The organism is Mycolicibacterium chlorophenolicum (genome assembly GCF_001044235.1).
GTDB classification, from domain to species: domain Bacteria; phylum Actinomycetota; class Actinomycetes; order Mycobacteriales; family Mycobacteriaceae; genus Mycobacterium; species Mycobacterium chlorophenolicum.
Genome location: NZ_JYNL01000010.1, coordinates 155,328 through 176,828, shown reverse-complemented (window position 1 = coordinate 176,828; position 21,501 = coordinate 155,328). Strand labels below are relative to the sequence as shown.

The 21,501-nt window shown below is 69.1% G+C and carries 27 protein-coding genes and 1 tRNA gene; 25 read left to right on the top strand and 3 right to left on the bottom strand.

Annotated features, from left to right (window positions below; translation table 11 throughout):
• Positions 1-23: 23 nt before the first annotated feature.
• Genes MCHLDSM_RS06295 through xerD form a run of 3 tightly spaced genes read left to right on the top strand, consistent with a single transcriptional unit; the run spans position 24 to position 3,392 of the window.
• Positions 24-1,790, top strand: coding sequence for a CTP synthase (locus MCHLDSM_RS06295; RefSeq protein ID WP_048469365.1), 1,767 nt, complete (start codon positions 24-26; stop codon positions 1,788-1,790).
• Positions 1,783-2,436 (top strand): NUDIX domain-containing protein, encoded by a 654-nt coding sequence (locus MCHLDSM_RS06290; RefSeq protein ID WP_048469364.1) that lies wholly within the window; start codon positions 1,783-1,785, stop codon positions 2,434-2,436. Before MCHLDSM_RS06295 ends, MCHLDSM_RS06290 begins: the two co-directional genes overlap by 8 nt.
• Positions 2,433-3,392 carry a site-specific tyrosine recombinase XerD gene (gene xerD / locus MCHLDSM_RS06285; protein ID WP_234713899.1) on the top strand — a complete coding sequence of 320 codons (960 nt, stop codon included), beginning with the start codon at positions 2,433-2,435 and terminating at the stop codon, positions 3,390-3,392. Before MCHLDSM_RS06290 ends, xerD begins: the two co-directional genes overlap by 4 nt.
• Here the strand turns inward: xerD and MCHLDSM_RS06280 are convergent.
• Positions 3,343-4,140 (bottom strand): O-methyltransferase, encoded by a 798-nt coding sequence (locus MCHLDSM_RS06280; RefSeq protein WP_048469363.1) that lies wholly within the window; start codon positions 4,138-4,140, stop codon positions 3,343-3,345. The genes xerD and MCHLDSM_RS06280 overlap by 50 nt on opposite strands.
• A 136-nt stretch (positions 4,141-4,276) precedes the next feature.
• Between MCHLDSM_RS06280 and MCHLDSM_RS06275 the strand changes: the two genes are divergently transcribed.
• From MCHLDSM_RS06275 to MCHLDSM_RS06240, 8 genes are all read left to right on the top strand, one after another.
• Entirely contained in the window at positions 4,277-5,149 is an 873-nt protein-coding gene (locus MCHLDSM_RS06275) for a ParA family protein (protein ID WP_048418278.1), read from the top strand.
• Positions 5,146-5,961: a segregation/condensation protein A gene (locus MCHLDSM_RS06270; RefSeq protein ID WP_048469362.1), complete on the top strand. Its 816-nt coding sequence runs from the start codon at positions 5,146-5,148 to the stop codon at positions 5,959-5,961. The genes MCHLDSM_RS06275 and MCHLDSM_RS06270 overlap by 4 nt, the downstream gene beginning before the upstream one ends.
• Positions 5,962-5,978: 17 nt before the next feature.
• The gene (gene scpB, locus MCHLDSM_RS06265) at positions 5,979-6,650 is read left to right on the top strand and encodes an SMC-Scp complex subunit ScpB (protein WP_048469361.1); all 672 of its coding nucleotides are present in this window, start codon (positions 5,979-5,981) and stop codon (positions 6,648-6,650) included.
• Between the two features lie 2 nt (positions 6,651-6,652).
• Positions 6,653-7,396, top strand: a complete 744-nt coding sequence (locus MCHLDSM_RS06260; RefSeq protein WP_048469360.1) for a pseudouridine synthase — start codon at positions 6,653-6,655, stop codon at positions 7,394-7,396.
• Positions 7,393-8,079, top strand: coding sequence for a (d)CMP kinase (gene cmk, locus MCHLDSM_RS06255; protein WP_048469359.1), 687 nt, complete (start codon positions 7,393-7,395; stop codon positions 8,077-8,079). The genes MCHLDSM_RS06260 and cmk overlap by 4 nt, the downstream gene beginning before the upstream one ends.
• Positions 8,076-9,485, top strand: coding sequence for a ribosome biogenesis GTPase Der (gene der / locus MCHLDSM_RS06250; protein WP_048469358.1), 1,410 nt, complete (start codon positions 8,076-8,078; stop codon positions 9,483-9,485). Before cmk ends, der begins: the two co-directional genes overlap by 4 nt.
• A 25-nt stretch (positions 9,486-9,510) precedes the next feature.
• Positions 9,511-10,278, top strand: a complete 768-nt coding sequence (locus MCHLDSM_RS06245; RefSeq protein WP_048469393.1) for a sulfite exporter TauE/SafE family protein — start codon at positions 9,511-9,513, stop codon at positions 10,276-10,278.
• A gap of 211 nt (positions 10,279-10,489) precedes the next feature.
• A complete protein-coding gene (locus MCHLDSM_RS06240; RefSeq protein ID WP_048469357.1) occupies positions 10,490-11,416 on the top strand; it encodes a sulfite exporter TauE/SafE family protein in 927 nt (308 codons plus the stop codon).
• 4 nt (positions 11,417-11,420) lie between these two features.
• Here MCHLDSM_RS06240 and MCHLDSM_RS06235 read toward each other — a convergent pair whose 3' ends face one another.
• Positions 11,421-12,902, bottom strand: coding sequence for a cryptochrome/photolyase family protein (locus MCHLDSM_RS06235; protein WP_048469356.1), 1,482 nt, complete (start codon positions 12,900-12,902; stop codon positions 11,421-11,423).
• A 104-nt stretch (positions 12,903-13,006) separates the two neighbouring features.
• On the opposite strand from MCHLDSM_RS06235, the gene MCHLDSM_RS06230 reads away from it, so the two are divergent.
• Positions 13,007-13,080 (top strand) — tRNA-Pro (locus MCHLDSM_RS06230).
• 72 nt (positions 13,081-13,152) lie between these two features.
• On the opposite strand, the gene MCHLDSM_RS06225 is transcribed toward MCHLDSM_RS06230, so the two are convergent.
• Positions 13,153-14,295, bottom strand: a complete 1,143-nt coding sequence (locus MCHLDSM_RS06225) for a tyrosine-type recombinase/integrase (RefSeq protein WP_048469355.1) — start codon at positions 14,293-14,295, stop codon at positions 13,153-13,155.
• Between the two features lie 360 nt (positions 14,296-14,655).
• Here MCHLDSM_RS06225 and MCHLDSM_RS38055 point away from each other — a divergent pair, with 360 nt between their 5' ends.
• The 13 genes from MCHLDSM_RS38055 to MCHLDSM_RS06180 all read left to right on the top strand — a co-directional run bounded on the left by MCHLDSM_RS38055 (position 14,656) and on the right by MCHLDSM_RS06180 (position 21,500).
• Entirely contained in the window at positions 14,656-14,859 is a 204-nt protein-coding gene (locus tag MCHLDSM_RS38055; RefSeq protein WP_060937643.1) for a helix-turn-helix domain-containing protein, read from the top strand.
• Complete coding sequence (locus tag MCHLDSM_RS06220) at positions 14,856-15,050, top strand: hypothetical protein (protein WP_048469354.1); 195 nt, start codon at positions 14,856-14,858, stop codon at positions 15,048-15,050. The genes MCHLDSM_RS38055 and MCHLDSM_RS06220 overlap by 4 nt, the downstream gene beginning before the upstream one ends.
• A gap of 787 nt (positions 15,051-15,837) precedes the next feature.
• Positions 15,838-16,053: a hypothetical protein gene (locus MCHLDSM_RS37685; protein WP_131722605.1), complete on the top strand. Its 216-nt coding sequence runs from the start codon at positions 15,838-15,840 to the stop codon at positions 16,051-16,053.
• A 3-nt stretch (positions 16,054-16,056) separates the two neighbouring features.
• The gene (locus MCHLDSM_RS06215) at positions 16,057-16,383 is read left to right on the top strand and encodes a hypothetical protein (RefSeq protein ID WP_048469353.1); all 327 of its coding nucleotides are present in this window, start codon (positions 16,057-16,059) and stop codon (positions 16,381-16,383) included.
• Complete coding sequence (locus MCHLDSM_RS06210; RefSeq protein WP_048469352.1) at positions 16,380-16,769, top strand: helix-turn-helix domain-containing protein; 390 nt, start codon at positions 16,380-16,382, stop codon at positions 16,767-16,769. The genes MCHLDSM_RS06215 and MCHLDSM_RS06210 overlap by 4 nt, the downstream gene beginning before the upstream one ends.
• A gap of 32 nt (positions 16,770-16,801) precedes the next feature.
• Positions 16,802-17,116 carry a hypothetical protein gene (locus tag MCHLDSM_RS06205; protein ID WP_131722604.1) on the top strand — a complete coding sequence of 105 codons (315 nt, stop codon included), beginning with the start codon at positions 16,802-16,804 and terminating at the stop codon, positions 17,114-17,116.
• A 13-nt stretch (positions 17,117-17,129) separates the two neighbouring features.
• Positions 17,130-17,894 carry a hypothetical protein gene (locus tag MCHLDSM_RS06200; protein ID WP_048469350.1) on the top strand — a complete coding sequence of 255 codons (765 nt, stop codon included), beginning with the start codon at positions 17,130-17,132 and terminating at the stop codon, positions 17,892-17,894.
• Positions 17,895-18,010: 116 nt separating this feature from the next.
• The gene (locus MCHLDSM_RS40060) at positions 18,011-18,145 is read left to right on the top strand and encodes a hypothetical protein (protein WP_268781296.1); all 135 of its coding nucleotides are present in this window, start codon (positions 18,011-18,013) and stop codon (positions 18,143-18,145) included.
• Positions 18,146-18,149: 4 nt separating this feature from the next.
• On the top strand, positions 18,150-18,428 hold the full coding sequence (locus MCHLDSM_RS06195; RefSeq protein ID WP_048469349.1) for an HNH endonuclease: 279 nt from the start codon (positions 18,150-18,152) through the stop codon (positions 18,426-18,428).
• A gap of 97 nt (positions 18,429-18,525) precedes the next feature.
• Positions 18,526-18,759: a hypothetical protein gene (locus MCHLDSM_RS39085; protein ID WP_234713898.1), complete on the top strand. Its 234-nt coding sequence runs from the start codon at positions 18,526-18,528 to the stop codon at positions 18,757-18,759.
• A 41-nt stretch (positions 18,760-18,800) separates the two neighbouring features.
• Complete coding sequence (locus tag MCHLDSM_RS06190) at positions 18,801-20,177, top strand: terminase large subunit domain-containing protein (protein WP_234713897.1); 1,377 nt, start codon at positions 18,801-18,803, stop codon at positions 20,175-20,177.
• A gap of 32 nt (positions 20,178-20,209) precedes the next feature.
• Positions 20,210-21,187 carry a hypothetical protein gene (locus MCHLDSM_RS06185; protein ID WP_048469347.1) on the top strand — a complete coding sequence of 326 codons (978 nt, stop codon included), beginning with the start codon at positions 20,210-20,212 and terminating at the stop codon, positions 21,185-21,187.
• Positions 21,188-21,287: 100 nt separating this feature from the next.
• A complete protein-coding gene (locus MCHLDSM_RS06180) occupies positions 21,288-21,500 on the top strand; it encodes a ribosome modulation factor (protein ID WP_048469346.1) in 213 nt (70 codons plus the stop codon).
• Position 21,501: the final 1 nt, after the last annotated feature.

Here is a 21,501-nt window from a genome sequence, read left to right as displayed (position 1 = left end):
GGTGGGGTTCCGTGCCAGGCCAAATGAAGCCGTTGCGCAAGCACCCGCAGACAGCCACCAAACACCTCTTCGTGACCGGTGGGGTGGTGTCCTCCCTCGGTAAGGGCCTCACCGCCTCGAGCCTCGGTCAACTGCTCACCGCCCGCGGTCTGCAGGTGACCATGCAGAAGCTCGACCCGTATCTGAACGTCGATCCGGGCACCATGAACCCGTTCCAGCACGGTGAGGTGTTCGTCACCGAGGACGGCGCCGAGACAGACCTCGACGTCGGCCACTACGAGCGCTTCCTCGACCGGAACCTGTCGGGCTACGCCAATGTGACCACCGGACAGGTGTATTCGTCGGTGATCGCCAAGGAGCGGCGCGGCGAGTACCTCGGCGACACCGTGCAGGTCATCCCGCACATCACCGACGAGATCAAGAACCGCGTGCTGGCGATGGCCGAGGCCGACGCCGACGGCAACCGGCCCGACGTGGTGATCACCGAGATCGGCGGCACCGTCGGCGACATCGAGTCGCTGCCGTTCCTGGAGGCCGCCCGGCAGGTGCGTCACGAAGTCGGCCGGGAGAACTGCTTCTTCCTGCACTGCTCCCTGGTGCCGTTCATGGCGCCCTCGGGTGAGCTGAAGACCAAACCCACCCAGCACTCCGTGGCGGCGCTGCGCAGCATCGGCATCAGCCCCGACGCGCTGATCCTGCGCTGCGATCGCGACGTGCCCGAACCGCTCAAGAACAAGATCGCGCTGATGTGCGACGTCGACATCGACGGGTGCATCTCGACCCCGGATGCGCCGTCGATCTACGACATCCCCAAGGTGCTGCACCGCGAGGAGCTCGACGCCTACGTGGTGCGGCGGCTCAACCTGCCGTTCCGCGATGTGGACTGGACGCAGTGGAACGACCTGCTGCGACGGGTGCACGAGCCGCGAGAGACCGTGCGAATCGCGTTGGTGGGCAAGTACATCGACCTGTCGGATGCGTACCTGTCGGTCGCCGAGGCGCTGCGCGCCGGCGGTTTCGCCCACCATGCCCGCGTCGAGATGCGCTGGGTGCCCTCCGACGACTGCGAATCCGACACCGGCGCGGCCGCCGCACTCGCCGACGTCGACGGCGTGCTGATCCCCGGCGGCTTCGGCATCCGCGGCATCGAAGGCAAGATCGGCGCGATCCGCTACGCCCGCCGGCGCGGCCTGCCGGTGCTGGGCCTGTGCCTGGGACTGCAGTGCATCGTCATCGAGGCCGCGCGGTCGGTCGGACTGACCGAAGCCAGCTCGGCGGAGTTCGATCCCGACACCCCCGACCCGGTGATCTCCACGATGGCCGACCAGCAGCACATCGTCGCCGGCGAGGCCGACCTCGGCGGCACGATGCGGCTCGGCGCCTATCCGGCCGCGCTGACGCCGGGATCGATTGTGGCGCAGGCCTATCAGGCCACCGAGGTGTCGGAGCGGCACCGGCACCGCTACGAGGTCAACAACGCCTACCGCGACAAGATCGCCGAGAGCGGCCTGCGGTTCTCGGGCACCTCGCCCGACGGGCACCTCGTCGAGTTCGTCGAGTACGCCCCCGAGGTGCACCCGTTCATCGTCGGCACCCAGGCCCATCCGGAGCTCAAGAGCCGGCCCACCCGGCCGCACCCGCTGTTCGTCGCGTTCGTCGGAGCCTCGCTGGACTACAAGAACGCCGAACGGCTGCCGGTCGAGATGCCCGAGATCCCCGACCACGAGGACACCGAAACCGAGGCCAACGGTGTCGAGCACACCCTCGAAGACGCCCCGGCCCGTGGCTGACGGGGACGCCACAGACCTCGGAGGACCCGGCAACCACGACTTCACCGTCGCCGCGTCCGAGACGCTCTACGTCGGCAACATCTTCGCGTTGCGCGCCGACGAGGTGCAGATGCCGGGCGGCACGACGGCGCGGCGCGAGATCGTCGAACACTACGGCGCGGTGGCCGTGGTCGCCCTCGACGACGAGGGCCGCATCGTGCTGGTCTACCAGTACCGGCACCCGTTCGGCCGCCGGTTGTGGGAACTGCCTGCGGGCCTGCTCGACATGGATGGGGAACCGCCGCACGAGTCCGCGGCGCGGGAACTCGAAGAGGAGGCCGGACTGACCGCCGAGACCTGGCACACGCTGGTTGACCTCGACACCGCGGCCGGGTTCAGCGACGAGAGCGTGCGGGTGTTCCTGGCGACCGGGCTGCGTGAGGTCGGCCGCCCGGAGGCTGAACACGAAGAAGCCGACCTCACCGTCGAGCGTGTCGCGCTCGACGAGGCCGTCGCCAAGGTGTACTCGGGGGAGATCGTGAATTCGATCTCCGTCGCCGGCATCCTGGCCGCGCACGCGATGCCCGGCATCGATGCGCTGCGCGCCGTCGACGCGCCGTGGACCGACAGGCCCAGGGCGTTCGCACGGCGGAAGGGACATGCGTGACCCAGACGTTCTCGTCGGTCGGCTCCACCCTGGACGGTCAGATCCAGGGATACCTCGACCACCTGGCGATCGAACGTGGCGCGGCGGCGAACACGCTGAGCTCCTACCGGCGCGATCTGCGGCGCTACGCCGAACACCTGACCTCCCGCGGTGTGTCGGACCTGGCGGGCGCGGCCGAGGCTGATGTCAGTGAGTTCCTGGTCGCGCTGCGGCTCGGTGACCCCGACAACGGCGTGCCGCCGCTCTCGGCGGTGTCGGCGGCGCGGGCGCTGATCGCGGTGCGCGGCCTGCACCGGTTCGCCGCCGCCGAAGGCATCGCCGCCCTCGACGTCGCGCGGGAGGTCAAACCGCCCACCCCGAGCCGCCGGCTGCCCAAGAGCCTGTCGCTGGACGAGGTGCTCGCGCTGCTCGAGGCCGCGGGCGGCGACAGCGAGGCCGACGGGCCGCTGACGCTGCGCAACCGGGCGCTGCTGGAACTGCTGTACTCGACCGGCGCGCGCATCTCCGAAGCCGTCGGCCTCGACGTCGACGACATCGACCTGCACGCCCGGTCGGTGCTGCTGCGCGGCAAGGGCGGCAAGCAGCGCCTGATCCCGATCGGCCGGCCCGCGGTGGCCGCGCTGGAGGCTTACCTGGTGCGGGCGCGTCCCGATCTGGCCCGGCGCGGCCGCGGTACCCCGGCGATCTTCCTCAACGCCCGCGGCGGGCGGTTGTCCCGGCAGAGCGCCTGGCAGGTGCTGCAGGACGCCGCCGACCGTGCCGGCATCACCGCCACCGTGTCTCCGCACGTCCTGCGCCACTCGTTCGCCACCCATCTGCTCGAGGGCGGCGCGGACGTGCGCGTCGTGCAGGAGCTGCTGGGTCACGCGTCGGTGACGACCACGCAGATCTACACCATGGTCACCGTCAACGCGCTGCGTGAGGTGTGGGCGGGCGCTCATCCCCGGGCGCGGTAGCAGGCCCCAGATACTGGGACTCCAGCAGCAGGTCGGGCAGCACCGACTGGTACTCGACGTGGGTCTTGTGTTCGACGGTGTGCCACCGGGTGCCCTCGTGCCGGCGCATATAGGCCCGGTACCCGGGCGCGCCGGGCACCCGAACGTTGTCGGCGACCACGACGGATCCGGGGTGCAGCCACCCGCGGTCGAGGATCGTCCGCAGATCGGACAGGTACGCGTTCTTGTCGTGATCGATGAACAGCACGTCGACGCTGCCGACGCCGACGCCGTGGTCGGCGGTCAAAGTCTCCAGGGTGCGGCCACCGTCGCCGATGGTGCCGACCACGCAGGTCACGCGGTCGGCGACGCCGGCGTGGGTCCAGATCCGTCGCGCGACGTCGGCGTTGGCCGCGGAGAACTCGACCGAGACGACACGCGCGGAGGGTGCCGCACGCGCGATGCGCAGTGCGCTGTACCCGCAGTAGGTCCCGAGCTCGAGCACCAGCGCCGGTGCGGCCCGGCGCACCGCGGCGTCGAGCAGCAGCCCCTTCTCGTCGCCGATGTTCACGAGCATCGCCTCTCGGCGCGCGAACGCGTCGATCGCCGAGAGTGCGGCGTCGATGTCCCCGTGCGGGGCGGTGGACTCGACGAACGCGGCGCAGGCGGCTTCCCGCCCGTCACCGATCTGGCCGGTGCGGACGAACGACGGCATGCCCAGGGCCAGGCGCGCCCAGCGCAGCACCGGCACCCGCTGAGTCAGTCCCATGCGGTCCAGCTTAGGAAGCCGCCGCACACTCGCGGCGATCTTGCCTGCGGGTCTGCCTCACCGGCGCGATGCTCACCGTTAAACTTGCCGCGATGTCCGCCACGCCGCAAGGATGCCTGACCAGCGACGGTCCGGTATGAGCGACGACACGGGCACCATCGATCCCGCACCCACACCCGGCCTGACCGGCCGCCTTCCCCGCGAAACCCCCGATCCCGCGCCGCGCAGCTCCCACGGACCGGCCAAGGTCATCGCGATGTGCAACCAGAAGGGCGGGGTCGGTAAGACCACCTCGACGATCAATCTGGGCGCCAGCCTCGCCGAGTACGGTCGCCGCGTCCTGCTCGTCGACCTCGACCCGCAGGGCGCGCTGTCGGCCGGCCTGGGCGTGCCGCACTACGAGCTGGAGAACACGGTCTACAACCTGCTGGTCGAGCCGCGGGTGTCGATCGACCAGGTGCTGCTGACCACGCGCGTGCCGGGCCTGGACCTGGTGCCCAGCAACATCGACCTGTCGGCGGCCGAGATCCAGTTGGTCAACGAGGTGGGCCGGGAGCAGTCGCTGGCCCGCGCGCTGTACCCGGTGCTCGACCGCTACGACTACGTACTCATCGACTGCCAGCCCTCGCTGGGCCTGCTCACGGTCAACGGGCTGGCCTGCAGCGACGGCGTCATCATCCCGACCGAATGCGAGTACTTCTCGCTGCGCGGCCTGGCGCTGCTCACCGACACCGTCGAGAAGGTGCACGACCGGCTCAACCCGAAGCTGTCGATCAGCGGGATCCTGATCACCCGCTACGACCCGCGCACCGTCAACTCCCGCGAGGTGATGGCCCGCGTGGTGGAACGCTTCGGCGACCTCGTGTTCGACACCGTGATCACCCGCACCGTGCGCTTCCCGGAGACCAGCGTGGCCGGCGAGCCGATCACCACGTGGGCGCCGAAATCGGCTGGGGCCGAGGCATATCGGGCCCTGGCACGCGAGGTCATCCACCGGTTCGGCGCGTGAGCGGGCCCCCGGCCGCCGAGGAGTCGACCAAGCCCGGATTCCAGGTTCGGCTGAGCAATTTCGAGGGCCCGTTCGACCTGCTGCTGCAGCTGATCTTCGCCCACCGGCTCGATGTCACCGAGGTGGCGCTGCACCAGGTCACCGACGAGTTCATCGCCTACACCAAGGAGATCGGGAGCCGGCTCGGCCTCGACGAGACGACCTCGTTCCTGGTGGTCGCGGCCACCCTGCTGGACCTGAAGGCGGCCCGGCTGCTGCCCGCCGGCGACGTGCACGACGAAGACGACCTGGCGCTGCTGGAGGTGCGCGACCTGCTGTTCGCCCGGCTGCTGCAGTACCGCGCGTTCAAGCACGTCGCGGAGATGTTCGCCGAGCTGGAGTCCGCCGCGATGCGCAGCTACCCCCGGGCCGTCGCGCTGGAGGACCGCTACTCCGAGCTGCTGCCCGAGGTGATGCTGGGCGTCGACGCCGCCCGGTTCGCGGAGATCGCCGCCGCCGCGTTCACCCCGCGGCCGGTGCCGACCGTGGGCACCGAACACCTGCACCAGGTGCCGGTGTCGGTGCCCGAACAGGCCGCCAACCTGATGTCGCAGCTCGAAGACCGGGGGATCGGCCACTGGGCGTCGTTCGCCGATCTGGTGGCCGACTGCCGGATGCCGATGGAGATCGTCGGCCGCTTCCTGGCGCTGCTCGAACTGTATCGAGCGCGGGCGGTAGCATTCGACCAGTCAGAACCGCTTGGTGTGCTCCAGATTTCGTGGACCGGGGAGCGGCCCAACAGCGAGCAGTTGGCGACCGCGGACGCCGAATAACGCGGAACAGAAAGACGATGACAGAAGATCTTCCCGTAGACACCGAGCCCGGCGCCGAACTCGAGGACGCCGAGCTCGACGCTGCGCTCGAGGCGCTGCTGCTCGTCGTCGACACCCCGGTGCCCGTCCACGCGCTGGCCACCGCCACCGACCAGGCGTCCGGCCGGATCTCCGAGCGGCTGCGCGTGTTGGCTGCCGACTTCGCGGCCCGGGAGAGCGGGATCGATCTGCGGGAGGCCGGCGGCGGCTGGCGGCTCTACACCCGCGCCCGCTACGCCCCCTATGTGGAGAAACTGCTGCTCGACGGCGCCCGGTCCCGGTTGACCCGCGCCGCGCTGGAGACCCTGGCCGTCGTCGCCTACCGTCAGCCGGTGACCCGCGCCCGGGTCAGCGCCGTGCGCGGCGTCAACGTCGACGCGGTGATGCGCACCCTGCTGGCGCGCGGACTGATCACCGAGGCGGGCACCGATCCGGACTCCGGCGCGGTCACCTTCGCCACCACCGAGCTGTTCCTGGAACGCCTCGGGTTGTCATCGCTGACCGACCTGCCCGACATCGCACCGTTGCTGCCCGACGTCGACGTCATCGACGACATCAGCGAAACCCTCAGTGAAGAGCCACGTTTCATGAAGCTCAACGGCACACCCACCCCGCAGGCCGGGGCCTCCTTCGACGTGGATCGAGACTGACGATGACCGATGACGACGGCGTGCGCCTCCAGAAAGTGTTGTCCCAGGCGGGAATCGCCTCCCGCCGGGTCGCCGAGAAGATGATCCGCGACGGCCGCGTCGAGGTCGACGGCGTGGTGGTCACCGAACTCGGCACCCGGGTGGACCCGCAGGCGTCGCTGATCCGGGTGGACGGTGCGCGCATCGCGGTCGACGACGACCGCGTCTACCTCGCCATCAACAAGCCGCGCGGGATGCACTCGACGATGTCCGACGACCGCGGCCGCCCCTGCGTCGGCGACCTGGTCGAGCACCGGGTCCGCGGCAACAAGAAGCTGTTCCACGTCGGACGGCTGGACGCCGACACCGAGGGCCTGCTGCTGCTCACCAACGACGGGGAACTCGCGCACCGGCTCATGCACCCCTCCTACGAGGTGCCCAAGACCTATCTCGCCACGGTGCTGGGCGCGGTGCCGCGCGGGCTGGGCAAAAAGCTCCGGGCGGGCGTCGACCTCGACGACGGACCGGTGCGGGCCGACGACTTCGCGGTGGTCGACACGGTGCCCGGGAGATCGCTCGTGCGGGTCACGCTGCACGAGGGTCGCAAACGCATCGTGCGCCGGCTGCTGGCGGAGGTGGGCTTCCCGGTGCAGGAGCTGGTGCGCACCGACATCGGCGAGGTCACGCTCGGTGACCAGCGGCCGGGCAGCATCCGGGTGTTGACCCAGAAGGAGATCGGCGACCTGTACAAGGCGGTGGGACTGTGAGCCGTACCACGGTGATCGCGATCGACGGTCCGGCGGGAACCGGAAAGTCCACGGTGGCAAGGGGATTGGCGACGTCGCTGGGTGCCCGGTACCTGGACACCGGGGCGATGTACCGCATCGTCACGCTCAGCGTGCTGCGCCGCGGCGTCGACATCGCTGATCCCGCCGCGATCGTGGCGGCCGTCGGCGACGTGGACCTGGCGGTCGGGCACGACCCCGGTGAGGACCGGTCCTATCTGGCCGGCGAGGACGTCTCAGCGGAGATCCGCGGCGACGCCGTCACCAAGGCGGTGTCGGCGGTCTCGGCGGTGCCCGAGGTGCGCAGCCGGCTGGTCGCGCTGCAGCGGGCCCTGGCCGACGGGCCGGGACGCGTCGTCGTCGAGGGCCGCGACATCGGCACGGTCGTACTGCCCGACGCCGACGTCAAGATCTTCCTGACCGCCTCGGCCGAGGAACGGGCCCGGCGGCGCAACGACCAGAACGTCGCGGCCGGCCTGCCCGACGACTACGCGGCCGTGCTCGCCGACGTCCAGCGCCGCGACCACCTCGACTCCACCCGGGCGGTGTCGCCGCTGCGCGCCGCCGACGACGCGGTGGTCGTCGACACGAGCGACATGACCCAGGACGAGGTGATCGGCCACCTGACCGAACTCGTCGAACAGAAAGCCGGTGCGACCCGATGAGCGATGGTGACGGCACGTGGGTCGACGAGGGCGACTGGGAGGTCGGGGCCGAGGACGTCGCCGAGGCGATCGAGGAGGCGTCGTCACCGCCGCCGGTGCTCGCCGTCGTCGGGCGCCCCAACGTGGGTAAATCCACGCTGGTCAACCGGATCCTCGGACGCCGGGAGGCGGTCGTGCAGGACATCCCCGGTGTCACCCGCGACCGGGTCTCCTACGACGCGTCCTGGTCGGGCCGACGGTTCGTGGTGCAGGACACCGGCGGGTGGGAGCCCGACGCGAAGGGCCTGCAGCAACTGGTCGCCGAGCAGGCGTCGGTGGCGATGCGCACCGCCGACGCGATCGTGTTCGTCGTCGACTCCGTGGTCGGCGCCACTGCCGCCGACGAGGCCGCCGCCAAGATCCTGCAGCGCTCCGGCAAGCCCGTCTTCCTGGCCGCCAACAAAGTCGACAACGACCGCGGGGAGGCCGACGCCGCCGCCCTGTGGTCACTGGGTCTCGGTCAGCCGCACCCGATCAGCGCGATGCACGGCCGCGGGGTGGCCGATCTGCTGGACGCGGTCCTCGAGGAACTGCCGGCCATCTCCGAGATGGGCGGCGGGGGCGGCGGCCCGCGCCGCGTCGCGCTGGTGGGTAAGCCGAACGTCGGCAAGTCCTCACTGCTCAACCGGCTCTCCGGGGACGAACGGTCGGTGGTGCACGATGTGGCCGGCACGACCGTCGACCCCGTCGACTCGCTCATCGAGATGGAGGGCAAGCTCTGGCGCTTCGTCGACACCGCCGGGCTGCGGCGCAAGGTCGGGCAGGCCAGCGGCCACGAGTTCTACGCCTCGGTGCGCACGCACGGCGCCATCGACGCCGCCGAGGTGGCGATCGTGCTGATCGACGCCTCCCAGCCGCTGACCGAACAGGATCAGCGGGTGTTGTCGATGGTGATCGAGGCGGGCCGGGCGCTGGTGCTGGCCTTCAACAAGTGGGACCTGGTCGACGAGGACCGCCGCTATCTGCTCGACCGCGAGATCGACCTGCAGTTGGCGCAGATTCAATGGGCGCCCCGGGTCAACATCTCGGCGAAGACGGGCCGGGCGGTGCAGAAGCTGGTGCCCGCGCTGGAGACGTCGCTGGCCTCATGGGACAAGCGGATCACCACCGGGCAGCTGAACTCGTTCCTCAAAGAGGTCGTCGCGGCGACGCCGCCGCCGGTGCGGGGCGGTAAGCAGCCGCGGATCCTGTTCGCCACCCAGGCCACCGCGCGGCCGCCGACCTTCGTGCTGTTCACCTCCGGATTCCTGGAGGCCGGCTACCGCCGGTTCCTGGAGCGCCGGCTGCGGGAGACGTTCGGCTTCGAGGGCAGCCCGATCCGCATCAACGTGAGGGTGCGCGAAAAGCGGGGCGCCAAGCGCCGATAGGGTGAGTCGAGTGCCCGTCGTCGACATGATCCTCATCGCCCTCGCGGGCGTCGGCGCCGGCGCCATCAACGCGCTCGTCGGCTCCGGCACGCTCATCACGTTCCCGACCCTGGTGGCGCTGGGCTACCCGCCGGTGACCTCGACGATGTCCAACGCGGTCGGTCTGGTCGCCGGGGGAGTGTCGGGCACCTGGGGTTACCGGCGCGAGTTGCGCGGTCAGTGGCACCGGTTGCGCTGGCAGATTCCGGCCTCGCTGATCGGGGCCGGCTGCGGCGCATGGTTGCTGCTGCACCTGCCCGAGAAGGTGTTCACCCGGGTGGTCCCCGTGCTGCTGGTGCTGGCGCTCGCGCTGGTGGTCATCGGGCCGCGGATCCAGACGTGGGTGCGGCGACGGGCCGAGGCGTCGGGCCGCTCCGTCGACCACATCTCCGGGGCGCGGATGACGGCGCTGGTCGCGGCGACGTTCGCCGTCGGGGTGTACGGCGGCTATTTCACCGCCGCGCAGGGCATCCTGCTGATCGCCGCGATGGGGGCGCTGCTGCCCGAGGACATGCAGCGGATGAACGCCGCGAAGAACCTGCTGTCGCTGCTCGTGAACATCGTCGCGGCCGTCGCGTACACCACGGTCGCATTCGACCGGATCAGCTGGCCGGCGGCGGGGCTCATCGCGCTCGGCTCGCTGATCGGCGGTTTCCTGGGCGCGCACTACGGTCGCCGGCTCTCACCCAATGTGCTGCGGGCGGTCATCGTGGTGGTGGGATTGATCGGGCTGTACCGACTGTTGACCGTGTAGGCTGACCGCAGTTTCGCCGGGAGCCAGACAGGGGAGGGCAGTGGCCGAGCAGCCGTACGGCAGTGCGCCCTCGGACGTCGCTGCGCTCGAGCCGTTCTGGCCGTCTCGCAGGCTGCTCGCCTTCGATGAATTGTGTTGTTCGCGCTGACTTTTCGCGCCCACACTGTCATCCCCGGCTGACCGGTAGCCGCTGATCGAAAGCCTCGGTCCCATGCGTTCTCTCATCATTTTCGCCCTCGTCGGTGTCGGCGCCCAACTCGTCGACGGCGCCCTCGGGATGGCGTTCGGCGTCACCGCGTCGACCCTTCTGGTCCTCAGCGGGGTCGCCTCGGCGCAGGCCAGTGCCGCTGTTCACCTGGCCGAAGTCGGCACCACGCTGGCGTCCGGCCTGTCGCACTGGAAGTTCAAGAACTTCGACTGGCCGACCGTCGCGAAGCTCGGTGTGCCCGGCGCGGTCGGCGCCTTCCTCGGCGCCACCTTGCTGTCATCGCTGTCGACCGAGGACGCCGCCCCGTTGATGGCGGCCATCCTGCTCGCGATCGGCGTCTACGTTCTGATCCGGTTCTCGCTGGGCCGGCCCCCGGGGCTGGCCACCACCCACACCCCGCACTCGGCGAAGTTCCTGGCGCCGCTGGGGCTGTTCGGCGGCTTCATCGACGCCTCCGGCGGCGGCGGGTGGGGGCCCGTCACCACCAGCACGTTGCTGTCGCGGGGAAAGACCGCGCCGCGCACGGTGATCGGCTCGGTGAGCGCGTCGGAGTTCCTCGTCGCGGTGTCGGCCTCGCTCGGCTTCCTGGTCGGTCTGCGCGAGGAGTTCCTGGACAACCTCCCGATCGTGCTGGGCCTGGCGGTCGGCGGTGTCATCGCCGCGCCGCTGGCGGCGTGGTTGGTGAGCAAGGTCAGCCCGGCGCTGCTGGGCACCGCGGTCGGCGGGGTCATCGTGCTGACCAACAGCCAGAAACTGGTCAAGTACTTCGGCATCGAGGCACCGTGGTCGACGGCCACCTACGCGACGATCGTGGTGGCGTGGGCCGCGCTGGTGCTCTACGCGTGGCGCACCTCTAAGGCACCGCAGTACGTGCCCGACGAACTGCGGGCCGAGACGGACACCCCGGCGGCCGAGGACACCACGCGCTGAGCCATCAGAACCGGTCGCGCGCTGACTCCTGTTCGAGCACGGCGTCGAGGTCGCCGAGGCGTTCCATCGACGACACCGCCCGCCGGGTGCGCATGTTCTTGGCGAGCAGATCCTGGTGGCGGTGCGTGAAGGCCCAGTAGCCGGCGGTGAACGGGCAGGCGTCGTCACCGAGGCGTTTCTTCGGGTCGTACGCGCACGTGCCGCAGTGGTCGCTCATCTTGTTGATGTATGCGCCGCCCGAGGTGTAGGGCTTGGTGGCCAGCAGACCGCCGTCGGCGTGCTGGCTCATGCCGACGACGTTGGTCGGCATCACCCACCGGAAGCCGTCGACGTAGGTGGTGGCGAACCACTCGGTCAATTCGTCGGGCCGGTAGCCGCGCTGTAAAGCGTGGCTGCCCAAGATCATCAGCCGCTGGATGTGGTGGGTCCAGCCGCGGTCGCGGACCCCTTTGAGGGCGTGGTGCAGGCACTGGGCGGTGACGGTGTCGGCGTCCAGATCGGCCCACCACTGCGGCAGCGGGGTGCGGGCCTTCAACTCGTTCTTCGCGGTGTAGTCGGGGCCGAAGTGCCAGTACAGGTGCCACATGTACTCACGCCAACCGAGGATCTGTCGGATGAAGCCCTCGACCGCGGCCAGCGGAGCCTTGTCGTCGCGGTAGGCCCGTTCGGCGGCCTCCACGGCGTCGAGGGGATGCAGCACACCGAGATTGAGGGGCACCGACAGCAGCGAGTGCGACATCGCCCAGTCGCCGCCCATCATGGCGTCCTCGTAGCGTCCGAACAGCGGAAGCCGATGCTCGATGAAGCGGCTCAGCGCCCGCTTGGCTTCGGCGGGGGTGACGGCGAACAGGCGCGGTCCGTCGGCGCCGACGGTGTCGAGCTGCATCTGGTCCAGGTCGTGACGGACCTGCTCGTCGATGTCGTCCTCGCGCGGCTTGTACGGGGCGGGCACCTCGAGGTGGTCCTGCTTCTTGGGCGGGGACTCGCGGTTCTCCTCGTCGTAGTTCCACCGGTTGCCGACGGGATCGGCGCCGTTCATCAGCACATCGAAGCGGCGCCGCTGATCGCGGTAGAAGTCCTCCATGCGGAACCGGGTGCGCTTGCCGGCCCACTCCTGGAAGTCCTTGCGCGGCAACGCAAACGTCGGTGTCGGCAGAACGTCCTCGACCAGCCCCCGCTCGTTGAGCCGGTTGACGAACCGTTCGGCGGCGTGCGAGGTCGGTTGATGGACGAGCACCGGGCGCTCGAACTGCGTCAGCGCGTCGGTGTAGGTGTCCGCCTTGATCAACGTCGCGCGGTCACCCAGATCACGTTCGGCGTGCCGCAGCGCGGACAGGACCAGGTGCAGCTTCTGCCGGTGATACCGGCGTTTGGTCAGCGCCGAGGTGGCCTCGACGAGCAGCACCTCGCGGTGGGCGTGCTCGCCGCCGTAGACGGCGGGACCGAGCTGATCGGCGAACAGCCACAGCGGAGTGTCGTCACTCATTCCTCCACGGTAGGCGTCGGCGGTGACAGGGCCGGGCGGTTGGGATCCGGGGCGGGGGCTGAGGTAGGCTTTCGACCGCCTACCGGCGATCCCGGGAGGCACCGCGGGCTGTGGCGCAGCTTGGTAGCGCACTTGACTGGGGGTCAAGTGGTCGCAGGTTCAAATCCTGTCAGCCCGACGCAGGTAAGAGGCGGTTTCCGATCATCGGAAGTCGCCTCTTTTGCGTCTGTACGGCCTTTCTATACCGCCTTCATAATCCGAGTGCATCGCCGAGCCCTCTTACCGCGGCCCGCGCGGCGTCGTCGCTCGTGTGCCCGTACAAATCGCCGGTGATGCTGATCGACGCGTGGCCGAGTAGGTCGGCCGCGGCCTTTATGTGAACACCTGATTCCAGCCAGCCGACGGCTGCCGAGTGACGCAGCGTGTGCGCGCCGACGTTCTCAATCTTGGCCTTCTTCGCCGCCAACTCCACAGTGCGCAGCAGGTTGCGCGGGTCAACCCACCCGCCTTGCTCAGTGGCGAACACGGCGCCCGTTTCGGTCCACTGGTCGCCGGCGTGCAGTCGCTCGGCCACCTGCGCCTTGCGGTGCGCCTTCAGCTCGGCCACGACGCCGGCGGTCAGGGGGATACGCCGGCGCGACCGATCGGTTTTCGGCGCGGTCCACGTCAAAGCACCGGCGACGCGCACGACGATGCCCGCCACGGTTAACTCACACTTGCTCAGGTCCACATCGGACCAGCGGAGTCCGGCGACTTCACCGCGGCGCATTCCCGTCGCCGCCATCACCAGCACAGCCCGCCGGTAGCGCAGCCCGTCCAGATGACTTAGGAGCAGCCGCACATCGTCCGTGGACAGATAGCGCGCTTCTTTCGGCGCGACGGCCGGACGTTTCACTTTGGCGGTGGGATTGGCAGCGAGCAGGCCATCGCGGACCGCTACGTCGAGTGCGGCCCGCAGCACCGTGTACACCTGTCGCACTGTGCTGTCGGACAGGCTCTTGCCGCGCAGGCGCAAGACGAGCGCTTCGACGTGCGTCGGGCGGATCTGATCGAGCCGCAGGGCCGCGAGAGCGGCGTCGCCTTCTAGATGCTTCCGGCACAGGCCGGCGTAGAGCTCTTGGGTGGTCGCCTTGCGGGACGACGCCGGCAACGCTGTCGTCCGCCAGGTCTCCAGCCACGACCCGATCGTCTGCTTGTCGTCGCGCGGGGGAGCACCCTCGGCGATCCGCTTGCGGGCCTCGTTGAGTTTCCCGCGCGCCTCAGCGCGATTTTTGCCGTACACGCTGAGCCGTTTCCGCTCCCCATCCGGCGCGGTGTACCGGGTGGATGCTTCCCAGAGCCCGTTCGGTCGCTGCCGGTATGAGCCTTCACCATCGGCCCGCCGTGTCGCCATAAACCGCCCCCTACGAGTCAAGTGGTCGCACAAAGAAGGATAGGGGCAGACACGCGCAGCGGTCGCCGTTAAACGCCATGCAGCGGCAGGCGTGTACAGTCGGGAACCACAATCGAACACCGACGCTAATCACGGCTCACAGGCGACACGCTGCTACACAGGCAGATTCGACCGGCGCACAACCCACCGGGAACCCCGGACCGGCGAGATCGTAGGGGCCAAGACCAACGGCGCACACCCCGAACCGGGGTTCACCCGCTGAGTCCCAAACTGGGACTTGCTGAACCGGCAGCCGAGCACAGACAAGACCCAGATGGTCTACCTGTTGCTCGGCTGTTCCCGTTCAGAAGGGAAAACGCTGTGCGCGAAAATCCGACGCCAGCCCAGCGCAAGTTGTGCACCATCCCCGACGCCTGCGGACAACTCAGCGTTGGCCGCAGCACCGTGTACGGACTGATCGACGACGGCACTCTACGTCGCGTGAAAATTGGTGCGCGGACATTGATTCCGCAAGCTGACATCGACAAGTTCGTTGCCGGCCTGCTCAACGGCGGCGCCGCGTGAACAAGCCGCCTGATCAGCCCGCGATCCATATTGCCGCCAATGCGGCGCGGCCCGGCCTGGTGCTCGTCGCCATCGGATCCGGCACCGATCCGTTCTCCGTGAGTCCTGAGTTCGCGAACGAACTAGCCGGCCAACTGCTCGACGCCGCCACCGCAGCCCGCGACGCAGAGACGTACGCGCGGGATGCTTGATGACGGGCGGATCGGGGTCGTTCGACAAGTTCGGATGGCTCAAGGCGCTGCATTCGGATACGACACTGCCAGATAAGCACTTTCGTCTGGCGGTCGTGATCGGCGTGACTTACACCCGCGCCGACGGCTCAGGGTGGTTCGTCGAACTCGACGCGCTCGCGGCTGCGCTTCCTGGCGGCCTGTCCCGCCGGCGGTTAGTGGAAGCACTTCGGGGGCTGGAAGAACGCGGCTATCTGGTGGAGTCAGATCGGTCGGGCGGCGGTCGCGGCGTAACCGCTAAACGATGGTTCAACCTTCGTAAACCCCCGACGCCAGCGTCCGGGGTTTCAGTCAATCGCGACCTGTGGACAACTACCGAAACCCCTGACGCCAGCGGTACGGGTTTTGGAGAAACCCCTGACGCCAGCGTCCGAAACCCCCGACGCCAGCGTCCGAAACCCCTGACGCCAGCGTCGCACAAAGTAGCCTTTGACCAGCACGAACGACCCCCTACAGGTACTTCTACAGGGACTTCATCAGGGGGCGCGCCGTCGACGTCCGACGCTGAACCGGCACCTTTCTGCCCGCGCCACCCCGCCGGCACTCAGGAGAACTGCCCCCGCTGCGGCGATCACCGGCGAGCACACGATGCGTGGGAGGCGCGGCGGCGCAGCCGGTCCTGTGACGCTAAACAAGCCCGCCGCGACGCAATCGAGCAGTGCCCAGACTGCGACGAGTTCGGACAGGTCGACTGCGGTAACGCGGTGGCGAACTGCCGGCACCCGAATCTGGCACGCGAGGAGTCGGCGTGAGCCGCCGCAGCGCCGTCGACCAGTCCGCGCGTGAGGCGCGGATAGCAGCAATCCGTGCTTGCCGCGGCTGCGATCCCTGTGGGTGGCTGCTCGGCGGGGACCGCACACCCATCGACCCGGCCGTGCGCTGCACGCATGGCACCACCGCCGCACCGTCCGCGGTGCGCGACATCACCGAACCGATCCATCAAGTCGACGACACCGAGGACTGAACTGTGAACTGGGAAGACGTGACGGGGCTACTCCGTGGGATACCGGACCTGCCGGGCGCCCGCTGTAAGGGCAAGGCGCAGCTGTTCGAGGCAACGATCGGCGAGTATCGCCACCGCGCCGGCCGGCCGCCGACAAGCGACGAGCTCGGCCACGCCCGACGCCGAGCCCTGAGCGTGTGCCGCGCCTGCCCCGCGCTCAGCCTGTGCCGCGCATACCTGGACGGCCTGCCGCTCGCGCAGCGCCCGCGAGGCGTCGTCGCCGGCCTGATCATCAAATCGTCTGGGCGACCGTGGAACACCGTCGCGCCGGAACGCGAGGCTGGCCGATGAGCGCGCAATCCGGGGTGATCCGCGCCAGCGCCGCCGTCATCCTCACCGGGCCCGCGCTGCGGTTCGCGCTCGACTGCGCGCTCATCGCGCTCAGGCAGCGCAAGAGGTCCGGCCTGCCGTTCTCAACCGAGCCGTACGAGGCGCTGGCCTGCGAACTCGCCGCAGCCATGGCCGCCGACGGCCACTCGGACGTCCACTCAACGCCAGTAAGGGACGCTGTCGCCGTGGAGAAACCGACCGTGCCGATCCCCGAGGTCGCCGAGCGCCTGGACGTCTCGCCAAGGCAGGCTCGCCGGCTGGCCCCACAGCTTGGGGGCCAACAGATCGGCGGCCGTTGGTTTGTCGACGAAATCGCATTGCGTGAGCACATCGGAGGACGCCAGTGAACCGCCAAGAACGGGAACGAATCATCGCCTCCATGACCGACGGCGAGCTAGAAGAACTCGTCGACAGCCTGAGCGACGACCAGCGAGAGCAGCTACACAAACGCGCTGCCGCCCCCGAAGATCCGGCGCGGCAGTTCCTCCGCGCCGTCATGGCCGAACGGGAACGCGACTGGTTCGCAGAAGTCGTCGACCGGCTCTCCGCACCGTCGCGACCCAAGACCAGCCGCGGTAACCACGTCGCGCGCGAAGGTGGCAACCCCGGAAAACCTGGCCCGCCCACCGACCGACAACGCCTCGCGGACTTCGCCCGAACCATCGCTGATCCCACGCACGACCCGATGTACTGAAAGGACCGACATCATGCAACCCACCCCGCGCCTCTACGCATCGCAGGTCAGGAAAGGCGCCGAAACGCTCGGCGTACCGCTGCCGCCAGCACTCGTCGAGCAGCTGGACCACGCCGACAACCTCACCCACACCGCCGAAACGATGCTCCGCGGTGCTGGCGACCTCAACGAGGCGGTCCTTGACGCCATCGAAGCCGGCCGCGCCTTCCACACCGACAAGGCCGTCCAGCGACTCGTTATTGAGCGGATGCTCGCCAATCAAGGGCACGGCATCGCGGACGCGGCCCGCCGGCGCAGTATGCAACAGCAGCGGGCCACCCTCGTCGAGTTCGCCGACGTCGTGCTCGACGAGTGGGCAGACGCGCTCAGCGAGCACTCCGCGGCGCTGACGATCGCCGCGACCGAGCTCGGGGTCGACAACCTCGACGACGTCCGGAGCGTCATCACGCGCGGGCCCGCCGCCGTCCAGCAGTGGAGCGACGCCCAACGAGCCACCACCATGTGGGCCGCTGCCGTCCAAGGGTTCACCGGGTTCGCCGACGCCGCCAGGATCGACTACAGCGGGCACAAGGCACTGATATTCGCCGACGCCGACGCGGCCGGCCTGACAGCCGTACGGCAGACGGCCCGCCGTCTCGACGCCTGGAACCTCGCCCGCCACGGCCTGCCGCTCGAGCTCGCCACTCTCGACGAGTTCCGTGCACGCGTCGAACGACACGAAGGCGCGGCCGACGACTACGAGCAGGAGTTCGAGCTCGCCGACAACCGCATCGGCTGACCCAATCCAGTGGCGTAGAGAGCGCCACTACCGACAGCCTCGCGGCCGGCGCGAACGGAGTTCCCGATCCGCGACCGCGCCGCCGCGAGGTCCACCACGACGATGAGGACCAGGACATGACCCCCAACCCGAAATGCGCACCCGACGGCGACCACTGCACCCGATGCAACGGCGTCCACAACCCACAACCCGGCGTCACATTCGTCACCAGCCGGACATGGGGCGACGACGAACAGGTCGACGAGGACTGACCCGATGCCGTTCGCGTCCAAGGCCATCCGCGACCGAGCACGTCGCCGCATCGCGCTCCGCGTCCGCGCCGGCGAACCGTGCTGCTTCTGCGGCCGACCCATCGACCTCGCCGTGCCCTGGCCCGAACCCGACTCGTTCGTCGTCGACCACGCCACCCCCACCAGCCACGGCGGCGACGACCACGGCCACGGCCAGCTGCGCCCAGCACACAAGCACTGCAACGAACGCCGCAGCAACCAACCCGACGGCACCGTCGGCCGCAACAGCGGCGCACTCGGATGACAACCCCCGACCAGCCCGAACAAAGACCAGGGGGGAGTCTCCTTCGAGCACGATCCAAGCGACCCCCCCTGGCATAGGGATACATCTGGAGCCCCAAGTGACCACAGCAAAGAGGAAGCCGAAACCGACGACTGATCGGGGCCGTCTGGAAGCCCTGCGGGACCGTTTGGCGGGCATCATCGACAGCCCGGAAACGTCGCCGCGCGATGTGGTGTCGGCCTCGCGGGAGTATCGGATCGTGGTCGCTGCGCTCGGGCAGACGGCACCGCCGGCTGCTGGGTCGAAGCTCGACGAGATAGCGGCCCGCCGGCGCCGCCGCGCGGCACGATGAGGACCAGGACGAGGCCAGCGACGGCGCCGACGTTCTCGCGGGTGCCCGACGGCAGCGACCTGACGGGTAGGGATTGCGTCGAGCTCGCCGCCGCGTACGGGGTTCCGCTCGACGGCTGGCAGGCCGACATCGTGCGCGGCATCCTGCGGGAGTCAGACGGAACGTGGTCAGCGTCGCAGGCCGGCGTCGTGGTGGCCCGCCAGTCCGGCAAGGGCCAGATCCTGTTGGCGCTGGAGCTCTTCGGGCTATTCGAGCTCGGCGAGCAGATCTTGCACACCGCACACGCGGTGAAGACGTCGAGCGACGCGTTCCGCCGGCTGTGGTCGGTGATCCAGTCCGACGCCGACCTCGCGGGCCGGGTACGCCGGCACTCGCAGATGATCGGCGCCGAGTACGTCGAGCTCGACACCGGGGCGCGAATCGCGTTCACGACACGCTCGGCGTCGGCCGGCCGCGGACTGACCATCGACCGGCTCATCGTCGACGAAGCCGAGGATCTGCCGGCCGCCGAGGTCGGCGCGCTGCAACCCACCGTCTACTCCCGGCCGCGGGCACAGTCGTTGTTCTTCGGGACCGCGCCGGGACCGACGCACGACTCCGAAGCGTTCACCACGATGCGCAAGTCGGCACGCGACGGACTGAACTCGCGGCTCGCCTGGTGGGAATGGTGCGCCGAGTGGGGCGACGACATCGACGACCACGACGTGTGGATACGCACGAACCCGGCCGTGGCGACCGGCCGCGTCCCGCTACAGGCCATCATCGACGACCGGGCCGTCCTGCCACCGGACACGTTCCGGGCCGAACGACTGTCGATGTGGGTTCCGCGCGCCGCCGGCGATCAGGTTTTCGACGCTTCCGTGTGGGAGGCGCTGACCGACCCGAGCTCAGTGCCCGCGGCCGATCTTGCGATCGGCGTCGACGCGGGGCCGTCGCGCGACGCGGCAACAGTGTGCGTCGCGGGCCGGCGCAAAGATGGCCGGCTACACGTCGAGTGGTACATGACGGCGCCAGGAGTGACGTGGCTGCCCGGTTGGATCGCGGGGCATATCGGGCCGCGGGTGCGCGCCGTCGTCATCGACGAGCGCGGCGCCCTGGCTGAGCTCGACTGGACCGGCGCGCGGGTGCGCCCGACGCGGGTCGGGCACCGCGACGTCGCGATCGCCGCCGGCCAGTTCGTCGACGCCGTCGCCGACGACGAACTGAAACATCGCGGTCAGGTCGAACTATCGCGCGGCGTGCTCGCGGCGAAGCAGCGGCCGATGCTGGGCGGGCAAGCGTTCGGCTGGGACCGCAAAGCCCCCGGCTCGTCGGCGCTCATCGCAGCCTCGCTGGCGCTGTGGGGTGTCGGCTGCGTACGGCCGGCGCGCCCGTATGGGCGCCGAACGAGCCAGCGGGAAGCCATCATCCTCTCCTGAGTGCAATCCCGTCGTGGCGTACCTTCGGCGATGTGGACACCCCTGACCACCAGGAAGACGCTGACGACGACACCGACGCGACCACCCATAAGTCGCCATTCGGGGAGATGATGGACAGCCGGAACGCTCACCTGGACGCACTGCCGGGCAAGATGTACCGGGACTGGTTCGAACAGCTGAACCGCGCGTCTAGCGTCTTCGCTGGCAACAGCGTTGAACTAGAGAAGCACTTCACTCAATTCGTCGGGACGCAGATGTTCGTGAGTGAGTTGCCCGAGGACTTCGGGAGCGAAGCTGCCCGCCTGCTGCACAACTACCTGGCGGCACTGGCGACACTCCGCGACGTCATGCGCGGCATCCACCGCCGAGTATGGCCTGAGCGTCACGCACCGGGCACCGACGACAAGCGCACCAAGTGGGAGGTGGATGTCTGGACACCGAAAGTCGACGAGCTACTGAGCGACGAGCCGACCACATTCCTGGTTGACCTGCGGAACTACTCTCTGCACTACGCCATACCGGTCACGTCTATGACCACGAACTTCTCCAGTACCGGCCGTGGCGGCCCGACAGCCCTGTGGAACACCATCACCGTCGACCGCGCCGAGCTCCTCAAGTGGGACGGCTGGCGGTCCAAAGGGCGCAAGTACATCACGTCGCACAGCGGTGACAACGTCGACGTCATGACCCCCATCGCGACCTACTCGACTCAAGTGCGGGAGTTCTTCGGGTGGTTTTGGCAACAGATTGAGAACACAAACCGTATCGCAATCGACGAATATTTCTGCAAGTCAATGGAATTCGGCCTGTACCTGCAACACGACTCGATGCTTGGGCGATTCGGTCCCGACGGCCGCGGCGTTCTCCGGCCGAAGCTGGCCGAAGCGCGTCGTCAACGCGCGGAATTCGGAACGCGCGGCTGGCGACTAATCACCCTCGACGAGAGCGGCGAATGGGTAGTCGGAGAGCGGGACCCCGACTGGCCGCCGTTGCCACCTGGCCCACGATGAGGGCGATCAACCACAGTCCAGCGCCGACACCATTTCCGCGCGGACCTCGTCGTCGGCGTGGGACCGCCGCGGCGGGCCCGCATGCCCGCATGATTGCCCGGTGACGAAACGCGCGGAATACACCTTCGCGCTCTACTGCGGGTCGCTCGCAGAACCCGGCGACCGTAACCCCTACGCCGGCCACTCACTGGTCCTCGCGAAGCTGTGGATGCGCGGGTACATGCGGATGCTGCGGGTGAGGATCGAGACGGGGCCAGCGATGCAGCGCCACCGGGCGGCTCGGCAAGCCGTTGAAGGCAGAGAGGGAAGCTGAT